The following is a 25,980-nucleotide window of genomic DNA, read 5'->3' as shown; positions in this document are numbered from 1 at the left end:
ATAAGAAAAATGCAAAATAATTAAAGTTAATTGTTGACGTGATGCTTTTATTATCGGTATCATAAATCTTCGTGAGCAATTATTTTTCGTTATACGATTTTTTTATTATTACTGAATTTTTGAGAGGAGAAATTAGATGTCAGTTAAGAAGAAAACGCAAGTACGCACCGGCAAAATGGTACGTGAACTAATGTTAGCAGACGAAGATGTAAATGCTTCGCTAATTATGGTATATAGTGAAAACGGTATAAACGCAGAAATTAAAATCGAGGGCTTAACGCCGAAATGTAACGAAGAATTATTTTTGAGCGGAAACGTGGATTGGAACAAGAGTGTTATTTATAAAATTGTTGATTTCACTGGGAACGCTGAAGTTGGTAAAGTTACATTAACAGCGATGAACAAAAACAATGTTTCTCTAGAAGTTGAACGCGTTATGTGGAGCAAAGAAAATAAAGAAGCTGCTGAGCAAGAAGAAACAGTTGTAGAACCTACTCCGAAAAAAGAAGTAGTTGTAGAAGCTCCAAAAGCAGTTGCAGCCGCTCCAAAACCTGTTACGCGAGTAGAAACACCAGTAGCACCTAAACCTACTCCGGTACCAACGCCGAAGCCAGTAAGTGTAGAAGCAGCTGTGGAACTATCTACTCCAGCACCTGTGAAAAAAGCAGTACCAACTCCAGTTACAAAGCAAGAGACAGCACCGGTCGCTCCTGCAAAACCGAAGCAACCTGCTTTGACTGAAACAAATACAAAACTACAAGAAAATTATGTTAAACTTGTGAAAAAGACAATTGAAGTTTGTCAAGATTACGAGCTTGGCATCGACATAGATGATTCTATTGAAAGCTTAAAAGGAGAACTACAAAGCCAAGGTATTAGCGTTACATTCGACAAAGAAATTATGGACGTTGTAAATCGCCTTCGTTCTTTACAAGATAAAGGAATCAAAGTAGAAAAAGTACTTAATTTACTATAAAAAAAATAAGAGATGGCAATTGCCACCTCTTATTTTTTATAATTCCATTCCTTACTTTCATACTTCTCTTTTGCTAATGTTTGCACTTCATGTAACTGCTCTTCTGTTAATTCATACGGAACAAGCTCTACATCTAATCCTTTTTCAAACCCAACCTCAAACGCTTTAATTAACTGCTGGATTGTAAACGTACGGTCTGTTAATTCATTAATTGCTACCGCTTTAGAAGAGAACATACTCTTCATACGTTCTTTTACACGTTCATTCGGGAATAAAAACAGATCGTATAATTCATCTAAATCTATTTCTAATGGAATCGATCCATGCTGTAATATCACACCTTTTTGACGTGTTTGCGCACTACCTGCGATTTTTCTTCCTTCTACTACAATTTCATACCAAGACGGTGCATCAAAGCATACGCCTGAACGTGGATTTTTTAAATTTTCACGGTCTGCTTCTGTTTTTGGAACTGCATAATACGCTTCTAATCCTAATGCCTTGAAACCGTCTAGTAAACCTTGCGAAATAATACGATACGCTTCTGTAACTGTTTTTGGCATATTTGGATGATCTTCAGACACAATAACACTGTACGTTAATTCTTTATCATGTAGTACACCCCTGCCGCCTGTTTGACGACGAACGAATCCATATTTCTTTTCGTTAACTACATCCATATTAATATCTTTTTCAACACGCTGGAAATATCCCACTGTTAATGTTGGTACTTCCCATTCATAAAAACGAATGGTTGGTGGCATTTTCTTTTCACTTTGCCAATTTAATAAACATTCATCTAACGCCATATTAAATGCCGGTGAACATTGACCAGAGTTAATATAACACCATTTTTCTTTTCCCATCCTGCACCTCATATAACCAATTATTTTTCACATTCTCTAGTCTACCAAATTCGACAAAATTTGTGAAAGAATACGAAATTTCTTCTTATATGCAAATGAATCTGTTGCATAAATACATACGGGCATTATAATATTGAAAGTAGGATAAGAAAAAAGGGAGCGATAGAATCGTGTCAACAACTTGGATTATTTTATTAGCCGTAATCGTAGCATTCATCGGCTACACTGTATGGATGTATTTCTATCAGAGAAAATTAATTAAAACACTTTCAGAAGAAGAGTTTCGCGCTGGCTACCGTAAAGCACAGCTTATCGATATTCGCGAAGCAGACGAATATACTGCAGGGCATATTTTAGGCGCACGTAACATTCCGTTATCACAAATTCGCCTTCGTCATAAAGAACTTCGTAAAGATCAACCAGTTTACTTATACTGCCAAAGTGGATTCCGTACTGGTCGTGCGGCTCAATACTTAAAGAAACAAGGCTACAAAGATTTCTACCAATTACAAGGTGGATTCAAAACTTGGACTGGAAAAATTAAAAAGAAATAATAACATACAAAAACTAGCTGAATTATCCAGCTAGTTTTTTCATTCCATATTATTCGCAATGTATAATAAATTTTGCTTAATCACATCTTTATCATGCTCTTGTACATTCCGATACAAGAGCTGATATTCAAGTCCTTTCTCTTTCCATATAAGCGTAGCAAATTCATCCCCTCGCCCAGAGTCATCCTTATTTTTAAAATAAGCGAACGCCCCATTATTCAATTTCATTTGTTCCTGAAATCGCTTCTCTTCCACGAGATCCGGAAAACTATAAGGAAAGTTCGCAACATTTAACTCAATGTACTCATTTCTACCTGGCTCCTGTTGTTTATATTTAATCATTAAGACAGCCTTCTTTTTTCCAATCGTTCTGACTTCCCCCTTCACATCACTCGTAATGTCATACGGTAAAAACGCTGGAACTTTAAATTTCACTGGAAAATATTTCGGAAGCTCCTTCAGCAGAATAGGATCCGTAACACGATCCATAGCTCCCCCTGTTGTTCCCACAAAGCTTTTTTCTTCTTGCATCGTTTGCTGAAACGAACATGAACTTAGCACTAGACTAGAAAACACGAAACAAATGATTCTTTTTTTCAATTTGTTTCCGCCCTTTCTTCATACCGCTATCTTTACGAATGAAGCGTTTATATGCTATTCATATTCGCTTCATTAACAAACTCCCCCTTTGAAAACTTTCCACGTTATTCTCGCACATTTTGACAAAACTTCTTTTATAGACGCAAAAAAGACCCCTATCATTCTTACGCCCACATAAAAAGGTTACGCGAATAAAAGGAAGCCTTATTTATAACATAGTTTGTGAAAAGCTTTTCAGGTCAAGATTTTTTCATTCTTATTATTTTCCCTTTATAATAAGGGAAAGAGGTGATACATATGGCCAATATAAAACAAATTGCCAAAACCGCTGGTGTATCCATATCAACTGTTTCCCGCGTCCTTAATAATCACCCTTACGTAAAAGAAGAAAAACGTAAGCGTGTTCTAGATGCTGTTGAAGAATTGAACTATGCAAAAAATATAAATGCTATTCATTTAATAAAGGGAAAAACATATACAATTGGGGTTATGCTCCCTTTTATTAACCTTCCATACTTCAGTACCATTATTGAAGGAATCGGAAACGAAGCGTTAGCAGCTGGATATCACATAAATTTATGTCAAACAAATTACGATAGCATTGAAGAAATTCGTGTTCTTGAAATGATGAAAATGAAACAATTTGACGGGATGATTATTTGCTCTCGAACAAGTTCATGGGAACAAATTGAACCTTTCGCAAAATTTGCCCCTATTATTTCATGTGAAAAAATGAAACATCCTCTCATTTCATCCGTCTACGTAGATCACTATGAAGGCTTCCGTCTCGGCACTGCATATTTACTAGATAAGGGCCATGAAAAAATCGGAATCTGTTTAGCAAGAAAAACGAGCGCAAATTCTATGGAGCGCGAAAAGGCATTTGCTGATACACTTCGTAACGAAGGCAAAACGTTACATCCCGAATGGATTTTTCATCAATGCTATACAATGCAGGATGGTGCCCAAATACTCCATCGTATTTTAAACATGGAAAATCGTCCAACCGCTATTTTCACGGCGAATGATCAAGTTGCAGCTGGTTTATTAACTGAGGCAAGAAAACACGGCATTCGCGTCCCTGAAGATCTTGCTATTTTAGGATTCGATAACCATGAAATTTCAAAAGCACTAGAAATTACTACTATTGAACATCCTGGTCTTACGATGGGATCTCGCACTTTTTCTTTATTCCATAATCAAATACAAAGTGAGAAAATTAATGGTAGCGCAGAAGAACTGTCCTTCCATTTAATTGAACGAAAAACAATCTAAAAAGAGCGTTACCTATAGCGCTCTTTTTCAGCTCATCAACTATTGACTTTGTATTTCCCCTCGCATATAATGAACCTAACGAACGGTAGGTAGGGGATGAAAATGACAGCAAACCGCATTAAAGCTGTAGCACTTTCTCATTTCGCACGCTACGGCTATGAAGGAACTTCATTAGCAAATATTGCTCAAGAAGTTGGGATTAAAAAACCATCAATTTACGCACACTTTAAAGGAAAAGAAGAGCTATATTTTATATGCTTAGAATCCGCTCTTCAAAAAGATTTGCAGAGCTTCACAGGCGATATCGAAAAATTTTCAAATTCGTCTACTGAAAAACTGCTCTTACAGTTACTAAAGGGCTATGCGAAACGATTTGGTGAAAGTGAAGAATCAATGTTTTGGTTACGAACTTCTTATTTTCCGCCTGATGCATTTCGCGAACAAATTATTAATAAAGCAAATGTGCACATTGAAAACGTCGGAAAACTTTTATTCCCTGTATTTAAAAGAGCAAGCGAACAAGATGAGCTGCATAACATTGAAGTAAAAGATGCCTTAGAGGCTTTTCTATGCTTACTTGACGGTCTTATGGTTGAACTACTATACGCAGGTTTAAATCGTTTTGAGACACGTTTAGACGCTTCTTGGAAAGTATTTTGGCGCGGACTTTCAAACTGACGGATTGCTCCTTTGCAATGCGTCGTTTTTAAGCCCTTTACCTAACGACTGGTAGGAAGGAGAAATGACATATGGCTTGGATTTATGTAATCATAGCTGGTATTATTGAAATCTTTTGGGTGATTGGACTAAAAAAAGCGGAGGCACCACTTGAATGGGCTGGTGTTACGCTATTAATTACAATTAGTTTCGTCTTATTATTTAGAGCTTATAAAGATTTACCTGTCGGCACTGTATACGCAGTCTTCACAGGAATTGGGGCTGGCGGAATCGTTCTGACAGAGATTTTCGTCTTCGGAGAACCTTTCTCTATTGTAAAAGTATTATTAATTGGTTTAATCTTCTTCGGAGTAATTGGTTTAAAACGAGTAACAGAAGAAAAAGAAGCGAAGGAGGCCGCATAAAATGGCTTGGGTATTTTTAATTCTAGCTGGTATTTGTGAAATTATTGGTGTACTCTTTATGAAAGTAGCCACTGAAAAGAAAGGCTGGGCACCAAAAGTTATTTTAATCGCTAACTTCGCAGTAAGTTTCTTCTTCTTATCTCTTGCGATGGACACGTTACCGATGGGAACTGCTTACGCGATTTGGACTGGAATCGGAACTGCCGGTAGTGCACTTCTAGGCATTCTAATTTTCCGCGAATCAGCGGATTGGCGTCGCCTTGCCTTCTTAAGTTGCATTCTATGCGGCGCTGTTGGCTTAAAATTATTAAGCTAACGTGAGGTGAATGTCATGTGGAAAGAAAAAGGAAAACAAATGTTAGCATGGAGTACACTTAGTATCGTCATTCTATTACAAATAAGTTTTCATATAATAGAATGGTTGTTTCATAAAGTATTATCCATTTTCACATTCCTTCCTAACATGACACTTGAAATTATATCAATTGTTTGGTCCATTATTGCCTCCATTGCAATCGTCATTATATGGAGTATCGCCAAGCTATGGAATAAGTTATTTAAAAAGGACAGTACTTCTGAAAAAGAGTAACTGTCCTTTTTTATATTCATTCAGACTTTCTATAGAAGTTTGATGCGATAAGACAAAGAAGACCAACTATGACAATACTTATACCAACCCCTTTATGTAAATTAGGAAATGGCGATGGTATATCTGAATAAAAGTTTGCTAATATGAGACCGATTGAAAATAAAAATACCCCTATTCTATAGAACCCTTTTCTTTTATTCATCATTCTCCCCCTAAAATTTTTCATACACTTCTTTCTTTTGGACATACTACCTAAAAAAGGAGTGAATCCTATGCAAAATTCTATACATAAGCAGATCCTATTTTTATTTTTCCTCTTTCTCACTCTCGTTATCGTTTTCAGCTTTATATTACATACTCCAAAAGATGTTGTACCGAATAGCCTCTCTGTTTATAAACTCTTACTTTCATATTGTCGTTATTGAAGAAGGTGCCTTTTATAAGGCACCTTTTAAAATTCTCTCTTCTCATACAATTTCACTGAAACGAAGATAGATACTATGAACATGCATATTGAACTAACGAATAACACGCTGTTATATAGTTGAATTTGTTCCATGCTGATTTCAAAGAACATGGCATCAATTGCTGTCGGTGCTATTAGTATGAACAGCGTAATAAAAGAAGCTTTTTTATAGCCAAACCAAAACAATATCGGTAAAACAAAACTTAAATATATAAAAACAAAGCCAATACTCGTAACTAATGTTGTCGTAATAAATTCAAATACCCCGCCTGCAAACCGAGTAATCCCTACAGGACTAGACACTATCATACTTATAATAAAAACAATAAGTGCCGTTATATATTTAGCTACTACAATTTCTTTTTTCGCTAGCGGTAAACTATTTAACATTACTTCACTATCATATTTTTTATCATCATTAAATGTTTTTAAAATTGCTATAACTGGAATTATAGCTGACATAATTACGTAAAAGCTTTTAATATCTGTTAATGTCATATACAAGAAAAGAGGGTATATTAAGCACCATATTAAATACTTCCATTGCATGATAAAGTCTTTTATTATAAGCTGCTTCACAATCGCTCCCTCCTTATAAATCACGCTCATTGTACAAATGGATTGAGAAAAATATAGACATAACATATAAAAGCAGCAGCCCTGCTATAAAACAAACATTTACGACTAGACTCGTACTCCAAACATTTTCTACATCTAACCAGACGTTACTTACAATCAGTCCACTTAAATACCCCAACGCAAGTCCGGCGAACGGAGCAATTTGTTTTGCACTGCTATATCCTACTGAGAATTCAATCGGAAGTACAATTATGCTACAAACAAACCCACCTGTTATACCTCCGAGAATTTCTCCCCACAGCATAAATCCAGTCATATGCCCATCTTGTAGCTGTATTAAACCGACCACTAGTGAGAAACATCCACCTAGAGCAACTAAAATACTTACAAATATGTATTTTCCTATGACAATATCTTTACGGTCAAACGGTAAACTATTTACTATCATTTCACTTTTATTTTTCCCCTCATAACTCATTGACAGTATCATGCCAAGAGCAGGTACAAACATGCTAAACGTCATCAAAAAACTATCACTACGAAAATCAACAATGAGCAGGAACAAGAAACATATAAGATAAACAAACCCTAACTTTCTTTGCATCATCATATCTTTTAAAACTAATTGCTTGATCATGTATTACACCTCCTAATATGAAAATGTCCCTTCTATAACTCTGCTTCCTGAAACATTTTCATTGAGAGAATCATTGATATGAATATACTTACTAACACTCCAGTTCCAAGAACACCCATTGCTAGTGTAGCCTCTTGAGAGTGGAGTACTTTTAACATAATTGTTTTATCACCAAAAATATTGCACATAAGACCAATCATACCCATTAAAGGAAAAAGTATAATCAAATTCAAGACAGTAATAGCTTTATATCCCCCAATGTAATTAGTCGGTATCGTTACTACACAATAAATCGAAGTTGCTACTATCGCTGAAAACACTGCATATCCAGGCATAACTATATCCCTGCCTAATAAAATATTTCCTAATATTACGACTATAAAAGTTACACTCAAACCAGCCATAATAAATAATGTGCTTGAAATATATTTAGCTATAATTACCTCTTTTCTCGTTATAGGCAAACTCACTAATACTTTTTCTGCTTTACTTTTCTCGTCATAATAAAAAGAAATATATATAATCGTACTACATGTTATAAATAATGCTATTGCAATCCCCATTGGTTCAACGGAATTCTTAAAAATAGATAAAATGGGTATTAAAAAATAGAAAGGAAACATCTTCTTCTGTAAGAAAAACTCCTTCAAAATCAACTGTTGCATATGAATTCTCCTCTCTACAAATCACGCGCTTCATAAATTTTAATCGTAAGAAACATAGAAGCGATATAAATACTAACTAATGTAATGAATCCAACTATAAATACACCAATATGCATAGGATTCATAATCCACTCAATGAATGAAGGTGCTGTTTCATTCATCCCATCACTAATAAACATCCAAAGAATTATACCCACTCCCATTGCTGCTGCTGATACTATACTTCTTACTACCTTCGATTTTGTACCGTAATAACTAGGGAAAAGTATCACAACAAAAAATAAGGCGTAAATAGCTCCATTTATTACTTCATACCATGGAATTTCAATGTATAGATTCGGATGATAGGCACCGATATCACCAATAACCACAATGCCTCTTATAAGAAAAACAACTAACATCGTAGAGAGCATGCCACCTACAATGAATATTGCACAGGAAATATATCTAGCAATTATGATATCCTTTCGGCTTACCGGTAAACTATTTATAATAATGTCACTGTTATTCCTTTCATCCATAAAGATTAACGTCATAACCGAGGAAAGGGTTATAAATAGACAACTCATCGGAAATAACCCTTCACCACTTGGATCTAACATAAATAATACAAGAGGCATAATTAGATTCACTAACCACGTTACCCGAAAAAAGAACAAATCTTTATATATGAGCTGACGCATAGGCACCTCTCCCTTTCGCGGTGTAAACGATGATATCGTCTAATGTAGGCTGTTCTATTACAACTTCATTTCCAAACCAATCAATAATTGCTTGTTTATCCTTTGCTAAACCTTCGAAACCAAATTTATTTTTTCGTAATCCAACAAATAATTCTTTTCCTTCTCGATCTAATAAATCGTTACTCCCTTTTACGATTACGTAGTTCTCCATTAATTCATCTTTCTCACCAGTAAATATAATTTCTCCATCGTTGATGAACGTAATATAATCCGCGATGCGCTCTAAGTCTGTTGTAATGTGCGTTGAGAATAATACAGATACTTCATCTTCCATTACAATTTCTTGCAACATATCAAGCAATTCACTTCGAACAACCGGATCTAGTCCTGCTGTCGGTTCATCCATAATGATAAACTCTGCGTGATGTGAAAGTGCGATGGCAATCGCAAATTTCATTTTCATTCCTTTTGATAGTTCTTTAATTTTTTTATACTTCGGAACTTGTAATCTGTGCATATACGATTGATACTGCTCTTCGTCCCATTTTTTATATAACGGTGCGATAATACGCTTCATTTGCTCACACGTTAAATCTTCGTAATAATGATTTTCATCATATACAAAGCCGATATTTTGTTTTATTTCCTTCTCGGCTTTCTTATTGTCCTTTCCAAAAATTTTTATATCACCACTCTCTTTTCTAATTAAATTCATAATCATTTTGATTGTCGTACTTTTCCCGGCCCCATTCGGTCCGACAAATCCCATAATATATCCTCGTGGCAGCGTAAAACTTATATTTTTTACTGCGAAATCTTGATAACTTTTACAAACGTTTTTTAGCTCTAACATCTTTCTCATTCCCCCTCGTATAAACACGCAATCATCTGTTGTAATTCTTCAAGTGAAAGGTGCAACACTTTACTTTCTTTTACGATTTCTTCAGCTTTACTTTCCAATAGACGTAACCGCTGTTCTTTTAATATTTCATTATTTTTACGTGAAACATAAGTCCCCTTCCCAGCAACAGTTTCTATATATCCTTCTTTTTCAAGCTCCTCGTACGCACGCTTCGTTGTAATTACACTAATTTGTAATTCCTTCGCTAAGCTACGAATAGACGGTAATTGATCTCCACCCTTTAAACCACCATTTAAAATAAGCTGGCTTAATTGTTTTCTTATTTGCACATAAATAGGGTCTTGGGAAGAATTCGAAATAATAATATTCATGTTTTCCTCCAGTGTGTGTATATACTGTGTATACCTTATATATACAGTATATACACAACAACCTATTTTTGGCAAGAAAAAAAGACCAACATTTTCCTGTTGGTCTTTCGTATATGTATCACTTTTCAAAGCGATCTAACATCTCATCTCTCATTCCGAAACTCACTACCGCAATTCCTACATACATAAACAGAAGGAACGCCGGATGAACTGTGTTGTACCAAGTGCTATCAACAATTAAATAAATCGTTAATGCGACAACAAGAACAAACGCTAAGATAAACATATAAAAGTGTCTTGTACTACCCATAATAAACTCCTCTCTTCTCACTTCACCATTCAACAGTATATTTTATCGAATAATTCGATATGACTCAAGGTTAACTTTCTGTTATGTAATCAAGTTCCACCTTTACAATGTCCTCACATGCTATTGAAATGATCGTTCCTTGCTTATCAATTGCCGTCACTTCTCTATTATCCATTACACGATGCGCTACTCTTTCTAGTACTTTTCCTTGGTCTCGATAACAAAATTCTTTTACATCTTTAATCGTTTTTCCGTTTTCTAAATGGTATATCATTCTATAACACCGATATCCCACATTTCCACCCCCATCTTGCTCGTTTTTTCACATATACATAAAAATGAGTTATGCCTATCTCATTACATCTTCTTAATTTCAATAAAATTCTAACAAAAATAAATACTTTTATCAAACCGACTTTTTCAACAAAATCACCTATAAAACCGCTTCTTTACACCATTATGAAACAAAAAATATAAAATTTTAACATTTTCTTCACTACTTCTGCATAAAGTGAAACTTTAATCAACGGAAGTTTTACTACCTGGAAAATAAAGGGGTACATTCTCCATAAAAAAAGAACCCGCACATAGCGAGTTCTTCCTTTGTTATTCTAATCAAACTTGTACAGGAGCTAGCTTTTCATAACGTAAAACTGGTTTACGAGCAGCCAATGTTTCATCCAAACGTTTAATTACCGTTGTGTGTGGTGCTTCTTGTACAACTTCTGGATTTTCTTCTACTTCTTTAGCAATTTGAATCATCTTATCAATGAAACCGTCTAATGTTTCTTTTGATTCTGTTTCTGTCGGCTCAATCATAATACATTCTTCCACATTTAATGGGAAGTAAATTGTTGGTGGATGGTAACCGAAATCAAGCAGACGTTTTGCAATATCTAGTGTACGTACACCCAGTTTCTTTTGACGACGACCTGATAATACAAATTCATGCTTACAATGTCTATCGAACGGAAGATCATAGAATGGAGCCAATCTTCTCATCATATAGTTCGCATTTAATACTGCATACTCCGTTACTGCACGTAGTCCATCTGGACCCATAGAACGAATATATGTGTACGCACGAACGTTAATTCCGAAGTTACCATAGAATGGTTTTACGCGCCCAATTGCTTCTGGACGATCATAGTTAAAGCGATAACCATCTTCTGTTTTCTCTAAAATTGGTTTTGGTAAGTACGGAATTAAATCAGCTTTCACACCTACTGGACCAGAACCTGGGCCACCGCCGCCATGAGGACCTGTAAATGTTTTATGAAGGTTTAAATGCACCACGTCAAATCCCATATCTCCTGGGCGCGCTTGGCTTAATACTGCATTTAAGTTTGCACCATCATAGTATAATTTACCGCCTGCGTTATGGACGATTTCTGCCATTTCTAAAATATTTTCTTCGAATAGGCCTAATGTATTTGGATTTGTTAACATAAGTGCTGCTGTTTCTTCATTTACAACACGTTTTAAATCTTCTAAATCAACAAGACCATTTTCATTTGATTTTACTGTAATTGTTTCAAAACCAGCTACAGTTGCAGATGCTGGATTCGTTCCGTGAGCAGAGTCAGGAACAATTACTTTCGTACGGTTAAAGTCACCATTTGCTTCATGGTATGCACGAATTAACATTAAGCCTGTCCATTCTCCGTGTGCACCAGCTGCTGGTTGTAATGTAACAGTATCCATACCTGTAATTTCGATTAAATGCTCTTGTAAGTCGTACATTAATTCCATTGCACCTTGTACTGTCTTTTCATCTTGAAGTGGATGAATATTTGCAAATCCTGCGAAACGAGCTACACTCTCATTAATTTTCGGATTATATTTCATCGTACAAGATCCAAGTGGATAGAATCCAGAATCAACGCCGTGGTTACGGTTTGAAAGTGCTGTATAGTGGCGCATAATGTCAAGTTCAGATACTTCTGGTAGCTCTGCATCTTCTACTCGAATATAATCGCTCTCGAACACATCTTCTAGTTTCACTTCTTCTACATCTAATTTGGGTAAGCTATATCCTACGCGTCCTTCTTTAGTCACTTCAAAAATAAGTGCTTGGTCTTGGTTCTTCATTGGATAGCCCCCATTTCATTTACAAGTGTGTCAATTTCCTCTTTTGTACGAAGCTCAGTTACTGCTAGAAGCATATGGTTTTCATGCTCTTTATAATCACGGCCTAGATCGTAACCGCCGATAATATTCTTTTGTAATAATGCATCGTTTACTTCTTTCACTGGACGCTTGCAATCTACAACAAACTCATTGAAGAATGGACCAGCAAATGTTACTGTAAAGCCTTGTGCTTCAAATTGACGTTTTGCATATTGTGCTTTAGAAATATTTTGACGTGCCATTTCTTTCACACCTTGTTTTCCAAGTGCCGTCATTGCAACTGATGCTGCCAATGCATTTAACGCTTGGTTTGAACAAATGTTAGACGTCGCTTTGTCACGGCGAATATGCTGTTCACGTGCTTGTAATGTTAATACAAACCCACGTTTACCATCTGAATCTACAGTTTGTCCAACAAGACGCCCTGGAATTTTACGCATAAATGCTTTCGTTGTTGCAAAGTAACCACAGTGTGGTCCACCAAACTGCGTTGGAATACCAAATGGTTGTGCATCACCGATTACAATATCAGCACCGAATTTTCCTGGTGGTGTTAATGCGCCTAATGATAATGGATTTGAAGAAACGATAAATAATGATTTTTGTTGATGAACGATTTTTTCAATATCAGCTAATTTTTCAACTTGTCCGAAGAAGTTTGGATATTGAACGATTACACAAGCAACTGTATCATCTACTTCACTTTGTAATACGTCTAAATCAGTTACACCATCTTTATGATTAATTTCAACAACTTCAAGATGTTGACCTTTTGCATACGTTTCAAGTACTGCTCTTGATTCTGGATGAACTGCGCTAGATACAAGAATTTTCTTTTTACGAGTATGGCCAGCTGCTAGCATTGCCGCTTCAGCTAAAGCTGTACCTCCATCGTACATAGAAGAGTTTGCTACATCCATTCCTGTTAATTCACAAATCATTGTTTGGAATTCAAAGATTGCTTGTAATTCCCCTTGTGAAATTTCTGGTTGGTATGGCGTGTAAGCTGTATAAAATTCTGAGCGAGAGATAACGTGATCTACAATTACTGGAGCGTAATGATCGTATACGCCTGCTCCTAAGAAAGAAGCGTACTCTTTTAAGTTAGCATTTTTACTAGCCATTTGAGTTAACTCTTTTAACAGCTCAGGCTCTGATTTTGCTTCTTTAATTTTTAAATCCCCTTTAAAACGAACACTCTCTGGAATATCAGAGAATAACTCATCGATCGTTTGAACGCCGATCGTTTGTAACATTTCTTTTTTGTCTTCTTCTGTCATTGGAAGATAACGATGCAACATGAAATCTACCCCTCTCCCCGTTACTTTGAACGTTTATAAAATGGTGTTGGAACAACTACTGCTTTGACGCGTTTATTACGAATTTCAATTTCTACTTCTGTATCAACTGCTGCGTATTTTACATCAATTAGTGCTAAACCAATGCTTTTCTTTAACGTTGGAGATTGTGTACCACTCGTTACTTCCCCGATTTTTTCTTCTCCAATAAATACAGGGTAATGCGTACGAGGAATTCCACGTTCGATTACTTCGATGCCGACTAACTTACGAGACGCACCGTTTTCTTTTTGCTCTTTTAACGTTTCTTTTCCAAAGAAATCTGCTTCTTTATTTGGTTTTACCGCAAAGCCAATTCCTGCTTCAATCGGTGTAATATCTTTTGATAATTCTTGGCCATAAAGTGGTAATGTAGCTTCGAAGCGAAGTGTATCACGAGCACCTAAACCACATGCTTTTAAGCCTTCTTCTGCTCCAACTTCAAGAAGTTTCTCCCAAAGTTTTGCAGCATCTTCACTCTTACAGTAAATTTCAAATCCATCTTCACCTGTGTAACCCGTACGAGATACAAGTGCTGGAATTCCATCTACAAGAATATCGTTTTTAAATTTAAAGAACTTAATTTCTTTCAAATCTTCTGACACAACTTTTTGTAAAATGCCTTCTGCTTTTGGTCCTTGAATTGCAAGCTGTGCAACTTCACTAGAAACATTGACTACTTTCGCATCGCCAATTACATGGCTAGCTAACCATTCGTAATCTTTCTCGATATTTGATGCATTGATCACTAATAAATAGTCTTCTTCACCACGTTTGTAGATTAATAAATCATCTACTGTACCACCATTTTCGTAGCACATAGCTGTATATTGTGCGCCTCCTACCTTTAAGGTAGAAACGTCATTTGTAACAACACGTTGTAAAAATGCTAAACTATCTACACCTTTTACCTCAACTTCTCCCATATGAGACACATCGAACAAACCTGCCGCTGTACGTACAGCTTCATGTTCTTCTTTAATGCTTGAAAATTGAACTGGTAATTCCCAACCACCGAAGTCGATTGTTTTCCCACCATACTTCGCGTATACATCAAATAACGGTGTACGTTGTAATGTAATCATGCTCTCTCCCCCTTATGCTTTGACAAATCAATAAAAGTTGCTCGCCATATCTAAACATTTTCACTCTGAAAAGATAGGATATACGGAATCTCATTATATTTTTTTATGAAAGCGTAAATAAAAAATCACTTTCTTGGATAAAATACGAAAGATTCCACACATTTCACACCATTATCCTAACATCATTCGCTATATTTCATCAATATTCTAGCATAAAAAATAATTTAGAATTTTTTATGCTTAATCTAATTAAATACAACTTTCAAAATTTAACCCTTTATCTTTGCCTATTCTTTAACTTTTAGTATGTGTAATAGTGCCTTATTACAAGGTTTATATAATAAAGATTTTTTTAATAATTACTTTAGTTTATAAAAGGTGGGAGAGTCGTAATGAATGTCGATATTTCCGTAGATCGAACGTGGCAAAACAATTTTTTAAATAGAATTGACGAAGATGGCCCTTGGACAAACTGGGATTTATATCATTTAGCTTATAAAACAGAAAAATCGTTACTTGTTCCTACTTTCGATGGATTACAAGCACCGAAGCATTTATCTCATTTCACACCACTTCCGCATCAATTAGAAGTCGCTCAAAATGTCATTGAACAAATGAATGGTAAAGCGATACTAGCAGATGAAGTGGGACTTGGGAAAACAATTGAAGCTGGGCTTATTTTAAAAGAATACATGGTCCGCGGCCTTGTGAAAAAAGTACTTATACTCGTCCCGGCCTCTCTCGTATCACAATGGGCATACGAACTAAATACAAAGTTTTTCATTCCAGCTGTAGCCCAAAAGAAAAGCTATTCATGGGAACAAGCCGATGTGATTGTATCATCAATTGATACTGCAAAACGTTCACCGCATCGTGATATCGTTTTGAACTTAGAATATGACCTTATTATTATCGATGAAGCACATAAACTTAAAAATAATAAAACAAAAAACTATGAATTTGCACAGCGATTAAAAAAGAAATTTTGTTTATTATTAACTGCTACTCCCGTTCAAAATAAGATTGATGAAATTTTCAACCTTGTTTCTTTATTAAAGCCAGGACATTTAGGCAATCAATCCAACTTTGAAGAATATTACGCTTCAAAAAATCGTTCAGCCGAATCTGATGAAGATTTAAAAGCTCTTATTAATAAAGTAATGGTCCGAAATCGACGGCATAATACCGGAATTGATTGGCCAAAGAGACATGTACGTACAATTTTCGTTGAGTTTAATGAAGAAGAACAAGCTTTGTATAACGGGATTGAAAATTGGCGAGGACAAGATGCCTTCACATCTGCTTTCTCATCGTTAACTTTAAAACGAGAAGCTTGCAGTAGTCGTGAGGCCGTTTACTATTCATTAAAAAAACATGTAGAAAAACGACAGAAAGAAAATGAGCATTACATAAAAGACCCGCATATTGATGTGCTAATGGACAAAATTAATCATATTCCTTTTAACTCAAAGGCGAATAAAGCTCTAGAGCTTATAAAAGAAATTGACGATAAGGTCATCATCTTCACGGAATACAGAGCTTCGCAAATGTACTTACAATGGTTTTTACAACAACATGGTATCTCTTCCGTACCATTCCGCGGTGGGTTTAAACGCGGGAAAAAAGATTGGATGAAAGAACTTTTCCAAAACCGTGCTCAAGTGTTAATCGCAACGGAAGCTGGTGGTGAAGGGATTAACTTACAGTTTTGTAGCCATATGATCAATTATGATTTGCCATGGAATCCAATGCGCCTTGAACAAAGAATCGGACGTATTCACCGTCTTGGTCAAAAGAATGATGTTCATATTTATAACTTAGCTACAAAACACACTGTTGAAGAACATATTTTGAAACTGTTATATGAAAAAATCAATTTATTTGAGCGTGTTATCGGGGAACTTGATGAAATTTTAACGAGAATTAATATAAAAAACATCGACGCGCACATTCAAGAAATATTTGCGCAATCAAAAAGCGAAGGAGAAATTCGAATTAAGATGGAAAACTTAACATCTATTATCGACTTCGCGAAACGAAATGAAGCTGAGGTGCAAGGCTATGCAGCAACATGAAATTCATAATTACTTATACAATTTTTTCGAGGCGAATAACTGTGAAATTTTAAACCGTTCCCCTCATCTATTAGATGTGCAGTTAACAATTGAGATGGATAAATTATTAATGAATCGCCCTTTTTATTGGCACTATCTTGAGAAAACAGGAGGCGTACCGAATCCGATGCGCCTTACTCTTCATACAAATCCAGAAAGTGAAGAAAACGATGGTGAGCTTATTCACTACGGTTCACCACGTCTTCATCAAATTTTCCAAACGACAAAAGAATTAGGATCTTACATACGTTTATATGAGGAAGTACGGCATAGCGGGGCCACACATACACCGCTCCATCCGTGGCTCGGTGTAAATATTAAAGTTTCCTATCAATGCGATCGAAAAAAAGACATTCTTCACTCCATTGGTATTCATCTCATTTCAGGCACAATGATCGCAAACTTTCATGAAACATTAGCTAAGATTAAGCTTACACCGAAAATACCTGACTTTTGTTTTACGCTCTCGCCTATCATTAAACCGCAAAGCGGTTTACAACGTATAGAGGATGCTTTAAAGAATATAATTGCAGAAGATGACCATACGTGGGCGAAAGAAGCAAGAGTGCGCTGGAATCACGATTTAGACCTTTTAAATCGTTTTTATGAAGAAAGTGATGAACTTCCTGAAAGCTATGAAATTGAAAAACAAGCACTGCAAGAACAATATGAACCACGCATTACAGTGCAAATTATTAACGGCGGACTCTTTTATGTTACGGCGAATCATTTTCTATCTTAAAAAGCCCCTTCTTTTTTAGAAGGAGCTTTTTTGAGTTATCCTCTATCGCCATTACGCTCTTGTTGTTTTTGCTTTGCCATACGTTTTTGATACGCACGATCCTTTGCACTCACATGATTTGCATCAGTTGGAAGATTTTCTTTTGAACGGCCAATTCCATTGCTCATCTATTTCACTCCTTTTATATCTTTCAAAATACATCCTTATTTTCAGCTAGAGGCACCATCCTTATGCAAAAAAAATAAGAGCAGCCATTGGCTACTCTTACTCACTCACATATTTTTGAAACATATCATGGATGCCTTTATTTACGAGGTTCGAGATCTGCTCGTCAGATTTATTCGGATAACGATCACGCAATCTGATAGATGCCTTCACCATTAAATTTTCTAATACAGAACGGCCACCTTCTCCATAAATAATTTCAGCATACTTAACAAGCCTTCCATCCTCTACTGTTGCTGGATTATGATTGAAGAAAAATTTACTCATTGTCTCCACCTCTCTCTTTTGATAACGTTTACATTTATATAGATTATTTATGTTATTTATTTCACAATATTGTATGCATGTATATTTAATTAGTTTCATTATAAAGCAACATATCGATAGTAAATATGTGATTTTCCGTCCATTTTGTGAACAAACAAAAAATGAAAGCGTTTCCTTTATTATATACTAAAAAAACTTACTACGCTAGGGGCAATTTTTTCAATCTACTAATCCCTCAAAAAATGATATATTTTTTCTTTTCCCATCAAACCTTATACAATTTTCAGAAATTATATTATAAAATATATGTATGACTTAAGGAGGATTTATATGAATCAAAATAAAAAAGCTATATTAGATCTTGTCTTTTATCTTGTAATCCCATTCCTCATTTGGAAATTTGCAAAACCTTATATCGATCCTTATTACGCGATGTTACTTTCCTCTGTTCCAGGGATTATTTATACACTGTATATGTTTAAAAGGGAAAAACAGTTTAACGTGACAGGGTTCTTTATTTTAATTACACTCATCGCTAATACGACGGTAGATTTATTATCTGGATCAGCTGAACGAATGTTGTGGAACGATGCATACTATCACATCGTACTCGGCATTATCGTCATATGTACAATTTTTATAAAAAAACCACTTATGTTATATTTCGCAGCAGATATCGCAGCACTACAAGGTCATGACCGTGATAAAAGTCGTGAACTGTATCGTGATAGTCGTATCTATCCAGCACTACAATATTTAACGCTATTTTTCGGGCTACAATTCATATTAAAAAGCTTCTTAAAAATTTATTTCATCTCTGTTTTCGGTGTAGATGGCTATGGTGAAATGAGAGCAATTATGACCGCTGTTGGATGGGGCATTTCTATTTGTATCGGAATTGGATTTGTCTGGGTGAACAATAAAATACATGCTGTTACAGAAGAAAAAGAATCCGTACAGTAAATGAAAATCCCCTAGTAGTATGATACTACTAGGGGATTTTCATTTACTAGACATATTACGAAATCGTTAACTTGATTTTTTTCTTTTATCTTTTACGTTTCGATAAAACAAAGCAGCACTTAGCGGCATCACACCAAACCACTTATTCATAAATGGCTCTTTTTCAGCACGGCGTTGTTCTTTCTTTTGTTTACGATCTTCTTTTGGAGCATCCATATACGACACAAACTGCTGTGTCACAAAGCGAACATAATCATTAGTAGACATATTATCATCACCTCTACTTGATTAGTATGTCCACTTTTTTATTCATTAATCTTTTCTTTTAATTCATTCATGATTTGCTTTACCGATTTATTCGTCGTATCAATATGAATATGAGCCTCTTCATAATGAGCTCGGCGCGATTCAAATTTTGCCACAAATGCCTCTATATCTTTTTTCTGAAATAGTGGACGTGTCGTATCTTCACGAAGCCTTTCTGCAATTACATGTGGATCACAATATAAATATACGACAGTTCCATTTTCCTTCATCCATTTTCGGTTTTCCTCTCGTTCAATGATGCCACCACCAGTTGTAATAATTACATTATGAACAGGCAGTGAGCGTAACATTTCACTTTCATATTCCCGAAAAACAATTTCGCCTTCTTCGGCAAACATATCACGAATTGCCTTCTCCTGCTTCTCTTCAATTTTTTGATCGGTATCTACAACATCCATATGAAGTTCTTTACTTAACGCTTTTCCAATTGTTGTTTTCCCTGCTCCCATATAACCGGTTATGTATATAGATTTCATGTTCGTTCCTCTCAATCATCCGTTATTATTTGTTATTATAACGAAAGATTACATTATTGAATAAAAAAACGTCTTGTTCTCCTTATGCAATGAAGAACAAAACGTCACATACACGCTTTTACTTATAAGTACCTCTTCTCACCCACTGCGTTGCAATCCATTTCTCGCCTTTCGTTACAGGTGCCCCTCCGTGTAACGTAAGCTCATTTAATGATTGGTCTTGATAAAAATACTCAAAGTATACTGCCATTCCCTTTCTAGGGTTCACAGAAAGATTTAATTTCGGAAAGAACGTTTCTCCACCTTCTTCTACATCATTTAAGTACATGACAAGCGTACTAATACGATTATTAGCAGCTGATCTACTATGTTCCGCAAAATAATCATAATGCGCTTTATATTGTTGATCCACTTCATAATTTAAAATGTGTAATCCTTCACCATGCGACGCAGGAACATTCATGATAGATGAAATTCGTTTTTCAATCTTTGTAGTAAGTTCATTATCGTCTAAAAATGCACCCTTACTCGTTCGAATATCATTTACATCACGTGATGAACCAACTTTTGAACGCGCTAACTTACTTTTAGACAATTCAATCAATTCATCGCATTCTTCATCACTTAATACATTTCCTAACACGACAATAAGAGGTTCTTCGAATTTTGAAATAATTTGTATTTCTCTATCTTCTATCATAATTGCATTTCCTTTATGATCAAAAATAGTTTGTTCCTTATTTTCACCTATTTGATTGTTATTTGTCATTTCCCTATTCTCCCTAAAAAAATATGTTTGGATAGCTTGAATATATCATATTCTTTCTACCTTTCTCTTTTTTGAGAAAATTTAAACTTTCGATTGTTTTATTTATCCTTTTCCTATAAAAAAATAACCTATTTTAAAATAAGAAATTATGGTTTGCATCCGTATATTTTACATGCTATCCTTCTATCCAATCGAATATTTTTTCATCCTTTTTTCTATACCGAAAGCTTACTTTATAGAAAACTTCTTGTTTTATTTTGCACTGCAACGAAACGAGTATAGCATCGTTTTCAAAGACATAATTTCCACTTGCTTCGCCCTTTTCATATTGAAAGAAAAAAGTATCTTCCTTTTCTTTTTGCTGTAAGTCTTTTTTTATATTTGTAATAGATCGATTTAGTAGTTCCTCTAGTACAAACTTTTGCTCTATTTCAATATAAAATTTTTTATCTATAAGCAACATATTCGTTTCGTATACAAAGAACGAAGTTAATAATACAAGAAAAATGATTGTTCCTGGCATCGTAAATCCATCTTGTTTTCTCATTTATTTATTTCCATTGCGCTATACCTGACAGCTACACCTTCATATATTTTCCCACTCATATCTTTCACATTTATAAAGAGCAAATGAGGTGTTACTTCATACGAAACCATTGCAACATTTTGTAATATAACTTCTCTTCCGCGCATATTCACTTTTCTTATAAGATGATTATTCAATTTTTCATACGTCACTTCATCTCCAGTGCGAAGACGGAAGCGCAAAAGATTATCTTTATTTTCAGGGACTATTTTTTCTACAAAAGATACTTCACGAAACTCTAACTGTACTTGTCCTATAAACACATCCCATTCCCAATTATTTAATCCTTTAGATTGGTTGTTTTCTATTCCAATAAAATTCAAACGTGGTAAAAGTAAAAAGAACAGCGATAACAGAAAAAAACATACGATCATTTCTATTAATGTAAACCCAACTTCTAATTTATTTTTTCTCCTGCATAAAAGCATTGTTCCATCATTCTTCCTTTCACATCTTTCCACATCGCACAAACTTCATTTCCTCCCCAATATGTGTAATATACATTTCCGTTCACGTCTTTTTCTTGCTGTTGTTTCGCCCCATTCTCATACATATATAAAGCTGCTTCCCTTTTTAATAATACAAATGCTTTATAACGAATTTGTATGTTTTTTCGTTCTTGCATAATCAATACTGTTTGCGGAAGTAGTAAAGATACTGCCATCATTACTATACTTAATGCTATAAGCATCTCAGCCATCACTGATCCTTTTTGACATTTCACGATACGTAAATCTCCCTCTTCCAAGCTGAAATACAATCTCATATTTATAACTTCGATACGAAAGTAAAATAGTGCCACCTCTATTAATATTTCCACTCGGATTATATGTCATCGGATTTGGAAAAGTATTCAAATCAATTTGTATATCGCCATCATATTCTCTTTTAATGATAAAACGATTCGTACCTGACTCCCCTATATAATACATATTTCGCTCTTTATACCATCGTAATGTATAGTGTTTTTGACGGTTTATCGCTAATTGTTGCATATACAAAATATCATTTGAAAACTGTCTCAAAAATTGTTCGATTTTTTGTTTTTCATATAATGAATGTACGTTATAATACGTGACCATACTTAGTACAGAAATTGCAAATAGAACGAGTAGCATTTCTAAAAGAGTAAAACCTTTTTGTTTCACAGTTTCCCACTTGTTACTGTGCCATCATTTGAAATATGAATGGACTCACCATTCGGACACTTGTCAGCCGTAATATATTTTTCATCCCTTAGCTCTTTTAGCGAGGGGATTTTATTATGTTGTAATTGGTATACCTGTATTTGAGCTTCTATAGATTTCACATAGGCTTTACATCCTGTTCCTTCGACGGATGAACGCTGTGTAACTACATTCGGAATAATTAATAGTAATAATACAGTTATGACGACCATAACTAATAACATTTCTAAAAGGGTAAATCCTTCCTCATTCTGCATGTAAACACCTCCTAAATAGAATTCATCATTTGAAACATTGGCATAATCATCGCTAAATACATAAGAACAACTATTCCTCCAATACACGTAAATAAAATTGGTTGAATGATCACTAACATACGTTTAACTTTTTGCTCCACCTTTTCCATAATAAGATCGCTATAGTCACCTAATTCAATCGCCAAATTACCGTTTGCTTGTCCGTGCGTAATAATATAAGAAAGTTCTTCCTCATAATATCCACTTTTAGCAATAATAGATTGTAACGGTTCTCCCGCAATTAATTGGCGTTCAATTCGGCCCGCTTCATACTGAAAGAACGGATGATATTTTTGCTCCATCATTATTGTTAGAGCCTCAAGTACTGATAGTCCGCCGTGTAATAAACCGCTCAATTGAGTGGCGAAATAATGTGAATGCTTTAAAATAAGAAATGTTTTTACGAGGGGGATACGAAGCATAATTTTTACCTGCTTCATATGCGGAAGTTTCTGAAAGTAAAATATATATACGCTACAGCCAATCATAACGATTAAAATAGTGCCAAAAATAAGATAGGGTAGTAGCTTGATTGCACTTAATATTTGTTCTGTAAATAACGTTGCTGTAGAACCAAACGAACTATATACCATGTCAACCTGTGGTAATAAAATGCGATTAAAAATCAAAATCATGATTATTAAAAAAAACGCCAAGAACATAGGATACTGCATTATTTTCATCATATCTTTCCTATACTTATCCTTTTTATAAAGAAGTGCGCTCCCTTGTTGCAATGCAAAAGAAATATCACCATGTTTCTCGGCATAAAATAAATAACTTAACATCTCCTGATGAAACTTTAATTGATGAAAAGAATCGTGTAGACTTTTTCCATCTTTTAATCCATCAATCATGCGCTGCAATTGTACTTTCTTTTCTAAAGGTAATTGAAACCGTAAAAATTCTAATGCCTGCAAAAGGGAGTATCCTTTTTCTAATAGTTCTCCCAATCGTTTCAGCAATACGACTTGATCACTTAAACTCCATATCTCCTTAAACATAAACATCCTCTTCTAAAAATCCTAAAGCGTATCCTTTTCGTATCAAAGATTCTAATGTTTCATGCTTGTATGTGACACATTCCCCGTTTGCTTCTTTGATCGCTTGTTTTAACTCATATCCATATAACAACTCATAAATACTCGCTTGTCTCACCTGCCTCATTGATTTACATAAAGTTGAGCACTTTCTTTGGCAAAACGGACACTTCAATTCGACAAGTCGCTGTGCAGCTATAGCTAATAAAGATTGTTCAATCTCTTGCCTCGTTATGCCAAAATCCATGAACCTGAGTATCGCTCCTTTCGCATCATTCGTATGCAGTGTCGTCATTACTAAATGTCCAGTCAAACTTGCTCTTATAGCAATTTTCGCTGTTTCTTCATCACGAATTTCACCGACTAAAATAATATCTGGATCATGACGTAAAATAGCCTTTAGTCCCGCCTCATATGTGATACCTGCTTTTTCATTTATTTGAATTTGTAATACATCGTCATTTCTTTTTTCAACTGGATCTTCCAGTGTAACGATGCGTCGCGTTTTCTTTTTTCTAATTACCTCTAATAATGCATACATTGTTGTTGTCTTCCCAGAACCAGTCGGTCCAGTAAATACGAGTAACCCATGTGAATAACTTAAAAAAGAGAGTAGTTTTTTCGCTGTACTTGGAAATAACGAAAGATGAGATAACGGCTGAATAGATGCTTGTAAATGAAGTCGAATAACGAGACTTTCTTGGTATACGGTTGGAAGCGTGGAAAGGCGTAAATATACTTCTTGTCCATCCATTTGTAAATACAGTGAACCATTTTGTGGCTTCCGCTTCTCTCCTATATCCATGGATGCTAAAAATTTAAAGTGTGAAACAAGTTTTTCTCCAAATTCTTTTTCAATACAATGTTTCGTCATTAAATCTTTTCCTATACGTAGTTGTACTACTACGTCCTTCTGCCGGGGCACAATATGTAAGTCCGACGCTTGTACCCTGCACGCTTCTTTTAAAATCGTATTCGCAAAAATTTCAATTCCATTCATCATTTTTCCCTCCCCACTATGTATATAGCATGAAAAAACAGATAAGAAAAATCGGAATTTTTGTATTTTCACTAGAATAAAAAGGGAAAATATGTTTGTGAAATTATGAACAATTTCCGAATTATTGTCTGAAATTACCTATATGGAAGTTTATCTGTATTATAATGTTATTATCTTGGATAAAGTGATAAAGGTGGAGATCCTCATGGAACAAGCTTTAAAAATTACAGGTGTATTATCTGATCCAACTCGTTATTACATTTATAAATATATTTCTCAAAAACATAGTTACGTAACTGTACAAGAAATTGCAGATGAGTTTGATATTCATCCAAACGTAGCACGTTTACATTTATCTAAATTAGAAGATGTTCATATGCTGAAATCAGAAACGAAGAAAACAGGAAAAGGCGGAAGACCAAGCAGATTATATGTATTATCTGAAGATGTTATCCAATTGCAATTTCCATTCCGTGACTATCAATTGTTAGCAAGAATAGCATTTAATTCTTTACTTAGCCTTGGCGCTGCTGGTGAAAAAGCGCTATACGAAACAGGAAAACAATTTGGGGCCGAATTAATGCAACAACATATGCATCGTTTAAATGTGAGTGAAGATGCTTTAACAGTAGAGCAAAAAGTTCAAATTGCAAAAGAAGCTTTCTCAACAGCTGGCTTATCACCTGCATTTGAATTAAGTGCAGATGGAACGAAAATTTTCTATGATGTACACAATTGTCCATTTAAAGAAGTTGCTGTTCATCACCCAACTGAAATTTGTAATATGCACGGAGATATGATGAAAGGGATTTTTGAAATCCTATTCCCTAACACGGAATTAACACGAAACGATAGTCTACTAGATGGATGTAAATCTTGTAATTATAAACTAACAATTTAATTTCTCATATAAAAAGAAGC

38 protein-coding genes are annotated in these 25,980 nt (G+C 35.0%); 12 read left to right on the top strand and 26 right to left on the bottom strand.

Annotation, left to right across the window (positions count from 1 at the left end):
* Positions 1-136: 136 nt before the first annotated feature.
* On the top strand, positions 137-976 hold the full coding sequence (locus KVT31_RS02410; RefSeq protein ID WP_217613511.1) for a hypothetical protein: 840 nt from the start codon (positions 137-139) through the stop codon (positions 974-976).
* A 29-nt stretch (positions 977-1,005) separates the two neighbouring features.
* Here KVT31_RS02410 and KVT31_RS02405 read toward each other — a convergent pair whose 3' ends face one another.
* Positions 1,006-1,842 (bottom strand): lipoate--protein ligase family protein, encoded by an 837-nt coding sequence (locus KVT31_RS02405; protein ID WP_016086306.1) that lies wholly within the window; start codon positions 1,840-1,842, stop codon positions 1,006-1,008.
* A 170-nt stretch (positions 1,843-2,012) separates the two neighbouring features.
* Here KVT31_RS02405 and KVT31_RS02400 point away from each other — a divergent pair, with 170 nt between their 5' ends.
* The gene (locus KVT31_RS02400) at positions 2,013-2,396 is read left to right on the top strand and encodes a rhodanese-like domain-containing protein (protein WP_000108656.1); all 384 of its coding nucleotides are present in this window, start codon (positions 2,013-2,015) and stop codon (positions 2,394-2,396) included.
* A gap of 39 nt (positions 2,397-2,435) precedes the next feature.
* On the opposite strand, the gene KVT31_RS02395 is transcribed toward KVT31_RS02400, so the two are convergent.
* On the bottom strand, positions 2,436-2,972 hold the full coding sequence (locus tag KVT31_RS02395; protein ID WP_140392578.1) for a DNA polymerase III subunit delta: 537 nt from the start codon (positions 2,970-2,972) through the stop codon (positions 2,436-2,438).
* Between the two features lie 321 nt (positions 2,973-3,293).
* Here KVT31_RS02395 and KVT31_RS02390 point away from each other — a divergent pair, with 321 nt between their 5' ends.
* The 5 genes from KVT31_RS02390 (at position 3,294) to KVT31_RS02370 (ending at position 5,942) form a co-directional block, all read left to right on the top strand.
* The gene (locus KVT31_RS02390) at positions 3,294-4,271 is read left to right on the top strand and encodes a LacI family DNA-binding transcriptional regulator (RefSeq protein WP_088097725.1); all 978 of its coding nucleotides are present in this window, start codon (positions 3,294-3,296) and stop codon (positions 4,269-4,271) included.
* A 96-nt stretch (positions 4,272-4,367) separates the two neighbouring features.
* Positions 4,368-4,949, top strand: coding sequence for a TetR/AcrR family transcriptional regulator (locus KVT31_RS02385; protein WP_140392549.1), 582 nt, complete (start codon positions 4,368-4,370; stop codon positions 4,947-4,949).
* A 71-nt stretch (positions 4,950-5,020) separates the two neighbouring features.
* Positions 5,021-5,353 carry a DMT family transporter gene (locus KVT31_RS02380; protein ID WP_088097727.1) on the top strand — a complete coding sequence of 111 codons (333 nt, stop codon included), beginning with the start codon at positions 5,021-5,023 and terminating at the stop codon, positions 5,351-5,353.
* Position 5,354: 1 nt separating this feature from the next.
* Positions 5,355-5,669 (top strand): DMT family transporter, encoded by a 315-nt coding sequence (locus KVT31_RS02375; RefSeq protein WP_016080306.1) that lies wholly within the window; start codon positions 5,355-5,357, stop codon positions 5,667-5,669.
* A 15-nt stretch (positions 5,670-5,684) separates the two neighbouring features.
* The gene (locus KVT31_RS02370) at positions 5,685-5,942 is read left to right on the top strand and encodes a DUF3975 family protein (protein ID WP_088097728.1); all 258 of its coding nucleotides are present in this window, start codon (positions 5,685-5,687) and stop codon (positions 5,940-5,942) included.
* Between the two features lie 16 nt (positions 5,943-5,958).
* Here KVT31_RS02370 and KVT31_RS02365 read toward each other — a convergent pair whose 3' ends face one another.
* From KVT31_RS02365 to gcvT, 12 genes are all read right to left on the bottom strand, one after another.
* Positions 5,959-6,144, bottom strand: coding sequence for a hypothetical protein (locus tag KVT31_RS02365; protein ID WP_140392550.1), 186 nt, complete (start codon positions 6,142-6,144; stop codon positions 5,959-5,961).
* 249 nt (positions 6,145-6,393) lie between these two features.
* The gene (locus KVT31_RS02360) at positions 6,394-6,987 is read right to left on the bottom strand and encodes an ABC-2 transporter permease (RefSeq protein WP_088097731.1); all 594 of its coding nucleotides are present in this window, start codon (positions 6,985-6,987) and stop codon (positions 6,394-6,396) included.
* Positions 6,988-7,000: 13 nt separating this feature from the next.
* Positions 7,001-7,624, bottom strand: a complete 624-nt coding sequence (locus KVT31_RS02355) for an ABC-2 transporter permease (protein WP_088097732.1) — start codon at positions 7,622-7,624, stop codon at positions 7,001-7,003.
* Positions 7,625-7,656: 32 nt separating this feature from the next.
* Positions 7,657-8,289, bottom strand: a complete 633-nt coding sequence (locus KVT31_RS02350) for an ABC-2 transporter permease (protein WP_088097733.1) — start codon at positions 8,287-8,289, stop codon at positions 7,657-7,659.
* A gap of 14 nt (positions 8,290-8,303) precedes the next feature.
* Positions 8,304-8,972 carry an ABC-2 transporter permease gene (locus KVT31_RS02345; RefSeq protein ID WP_088097734.1) on the bottom strand — a complete coding sequence of 223 codons (669 nt, stop codon included), beginning with the start codon at positions 8,970-8,972 and terminating at the stop codon, positions 8,304-8,306.
* Positions 8,953-9,825, bottom strand: coding sequence for an ABC transporter ATP-binding protein (locus tag KVT31_RS02340; RefSeq protein ID WP_088097735.1), 873 nt, complete (start codon positions 9,823-9,825; stop codon positions 8,953-8,955). The genes KVT31_RS02345 and KVT31_RS02340 overlap by 20 nt, the downstream gene beginning before the upstream one ends.
* 5 nt (positions 9,826-9,830) lie before the next feature.
* A complete protein-coding gene (locus KVT31_RS02335) occupies positions 9,831-10,205 on the bottom strand; it encodes a GntR family transcriptional regulator (RefSeq protein ID WP_070144842.1) in 375 nt (124 codons plus the stop codon).
* Between the two features lie 118 nt (positions 10,206-10,323).
* Positions 10,324-10,515: a hypothetical protein gene (locus tag KVT31_RS02330; RefSeq protein ID WP_000535935.1), complete on the bottom strand. Its 192-nt coding sequence runs from the start codon at positions 10,513-10,515 to the stop codon at positions 10,324-10,326.
* A gap of 70 nt (positions 10,516-10,585) precedes the next feature.
* Positions 10,586-10,789 carry a DUF3929 family protein gene (locus tag KVT31_RS02325; RefSeq protein WP_000639160.1) on the bottom strand — a complete coding sequence of 68 codons (204 nt, stop codon included), beginning with the start codon at positions 10,787-10,789 and terminating at the stop codon, positions 10,586-10,588.
* Positions 10,790-11,130: 341 nt separating this feature from the next.
* The gene (gene gcvPB / locus KVT31_RS02320; RefSeq protein ID WP_088097736.1) at positions 11,131-12,606 is read right to left on the bottom strand and encodes an aminomethyl-transferring glycine dehydrogenase subunit 2; all 1,476 of its coding nucleotides are present in this window, start codon (positions 12,604-12,606) and stop codon (positions 11,131-11,133) included.
* Positions 12,603-13,946: an aminomethyl-transferring glycine dehydrogenase subunit 1 gene (gcvPA, locus tag KVT31_RS02315; RefSeq protein WP_088097737.1), complete on the bottom strand. Its 1,344-nt coding sequence runs from the start codon at positions 13,944-13,946 to the stop codon at positions 12,603-12,605. The genes gcvPB and gcvPA overlap by 4 nt, the downstream gene beginning before the upstream one ends.
* Before the next feature lie 20 nt (positions 13,947-13,966).
* A complete protein-coding gene (gcvT, locus tag KVT31_RS02310) occupies positions 13,967-15,067 on the bottom strand; it encodes a glycine cleavage system aminomethyltransferase GcvT (RefSeq protein ID WP_002122489.1) in 1,101 nt (366 codons plus the stop codon).
* 392 nt (positions 15,068-15,459) lie between these two features.
* On the opposite strand from gcvT, the gene KVT31_RS02305 reads away from it, so the two are divergent.
* Positions 15,460-17,142, top strand: coding sequence for a DEAD/DEAH box helicase (locus KVT31_RS02305; protein WP_088097738.1), 1,683 nt, complete (start codon positions 15,460-15,462; stop codon positions 17,140-17,142).
* Complete coding sequence (locus KVT31_RS02300) at positions 17,129-17,923, top strand: YqhG family protein (protein ID WP_088097739.1); 795 nt, start codon at positions 17,129-17,131, stop codon at positions 17,921-17,923. Before KVT31_RS02305 ends, KVT31_RS02300 begins: the two co-directional genes overlap by 14 nt.
* 35 nt (positions 17,924-17,958) lie before the next feature.
* Here KVT31_RS02300 and KVT31_RS30560 read toward each other — a convergent pair whose 3' ends face one another.
* On the bottom strand, positions 17,959-18,090 hold the full coding sequence (locus KVT31_RS30560; protein WP_000064669.1) for a hypothetical protein: 132 nt from the start codon (positions 18,088-18,090) through the stop codon (positions 17,959-17,961).
* Between the two features lie 97 nt (positions 18,091-18,187).
* A complete protein-coding gene (locus KVT31_RS02295; RefSeq protein ID WP_000032702.1) occupies positions 18,188-18,415 on the bottom strand; it encodes a hypothetical protein in 228 nt (75 codons plus the stop codon).
* A 73-nt stretch (positions 18,416-18,488) separates the two neighbouring features.
* Here KVT31_RS02295 and KVT31_RS02290 point away from each other — a divergent pair, with 73 nt between their 5' ends.
* Positions 18,489-18,605, top strand: coding sequence for a hypothetical protein (locus tag KVT31_RS02290; RefSeq protein ID WP_003279814.1), 117 nt, complete (start codon positions 18,489-18,491; stop codon positions 18,603-18,605).
* 140 nt (positions 18,606-18,745) lie between these two features.
* Positions 18,746-19,378 (top strand): VC0807 family protein, encoded by a 633-nt coding sequence (locus KVT31_RS02285; protein WP_088097740.1) that lies wholly within the window; start codon positions 18,746-18,748, stop codon positions 19,376-19,378.
* A gap of 66 nt (positions 19,379-19,444) precedes the next feature.
* On the opposite strand, the gene KVT31_RS02280 is transcribed toward KVT31_RS02285, so the two are convergent.
* From KVT31_RS02280 to comGA, 10 genes are all read right to left on the bottom strand, one after another.
* A complete protein-coding gene (locus KVT31_RS02280) occupies positions 19,445-19,645 on the bottom strand; it encodes a YqzE family protein (RefSeq protein WP_000106080.1) in 201 nt (66 codons plus the stop codon).
* A gap of 38 nt (positions 19,646-19,683) precedes the next feature.
* Positions 19,684-20,181, bottom strand: coding sequence for a shikimate kinase (locus tag KVT31_RS02275; protein WP_088097741.1), 498 nt, complete (start codon positions 20,179-20,181; stop codon positions 19,684-19,686).
* A gap of 118 nt (positions 20,182-20,299) precedes the next feature.
* On the bottom strand, positions 20,300-20,950 hold the full coding sequence (locus KVT31_RS02270) for a 2OG-Fe(II) oxygenase (protein ID WP_088097742.1): 651 nt from the start codon (positions 20,948-20,950) through the stop codon (positions 20,300-20,302).
* A 175-nt stretch (positions 20,951-21,125) separates the two neighbouring features.
* Complete coding sequence (gene comGG / locus KVT31_RS02265; protein ID WP_088097743.1) at positions 21,126-21,497, bottom strand: competence type IV pilus minor pilin ComGG; 372 nt, start codon at positions 21,495-21,497, stop codon at positions 21,126-21,128.
* Positions 21,494-21,964, bottom strand: coding sequence for a competence type IV pilus minor pilin ComGF (comGF, locus tag KVT31_RS02260; protein WP_140392551.1), 471 nt, complete (start codon positions 21,962-21,964; stop codon positions 21,494-21,496). The genes comGG and comGF overlap by 4 nt, the downstream gene beginning before the upstream one ends.
* Positions 21,934-22,236, bottom strand: a complete 303-nt coding sequence (gene comGE / locus KVT31_RS02255) for a competence type IV pilus minor pilin ComGE (RefSeq protein WP_098341794.1) — start codon at positions 22,234-22,236, stop codon at positions 21,934-21,936. The genes comGF and comGE overlap by 31 nt, the downstream gene beginning before the upstream one ends.
* On the bottom strand, positions 22,229-22,684 hold the full coding sequence (gene comGD, locus KVT31_RS02250) for a competence type IV pilus minor pilin ComGD (protein ID WP_088097744.1): 456 nt from the start codon (positions 22,682-22,684) through the stop codon (positions 22,229-22,231). Before comGD ends, comGE begins: the two co-directional genes overlap by 8 nt.
* On the bottom strand, positions 22,681-22,980 hold the full coding sequence (comGC, locus tag KVT31_RS02245; protein ID WP_088097745.1) for a comG operon protein ComGC: 300 nt from the start codon (positions 22,978-22,980) through the stop codon (positions 22,681-22,683). The genes comGD and comGC overlap by 4 nt, the downstream gene beginning before the upstream one ends.
* Positions 22,981-22,991: 11 nt before the next feature.
* On the bottom strand, positions 22,992-24,023 hold the full coding sequence (comGB, locus tag KVT31_RS02240) for a competence type IV pilus assembly protein ComGB (protein WP_088097746.1): 1,032 nt from the start codon (positions 24,021-24,023) through the stop codon (positions 22,992-22,994).
* Positions 24,016-25,059: a competence protein ComGA gene (gene comGA / locus KVT31_RS02235; RefSeq protein WP_088097747.1), complete on the bottom strand. Its 1,044-nt coding sequence runs from the start codon at positions 25,057-25,059 to the stop codon at positions 24,016-24,018. The genes comGB and comGA overlap by 8 nt, the downstream gene beginning before the upstream one ends.
* Positions 25,060-25,264: 205 nt before the next feature.
* Between comGA and KVT31_RS02230 the strand changes: the two genes are divergently transcribed.
* A complete protein-coding gene (locus KVT31_RS02230) occupies positions 25,265-25,960 on the top strand; it encodes a helix-turn-helix transcriptional regulator (protein ID WP_088097748.1) in 696 nt (231 codons plus the stop codon).
* Positions 25,961-25,980 lie beyond the last annotated feature (20 nt).

This window comes from Bacillus sp. GbtcB14 (genome assembly GCF_019091205.1).
Taxonomy (GTDB): Bacteria; Bacillota; Bacilli; order Bacillales; family Bacillaceae_G; genus Bacillus_A; species Bacillus_A cereus_AG.
Note: the sequence above shows the minus strand (reverse complement) of the source record. Positions and strands in the feature narration are given on the sequence as shown.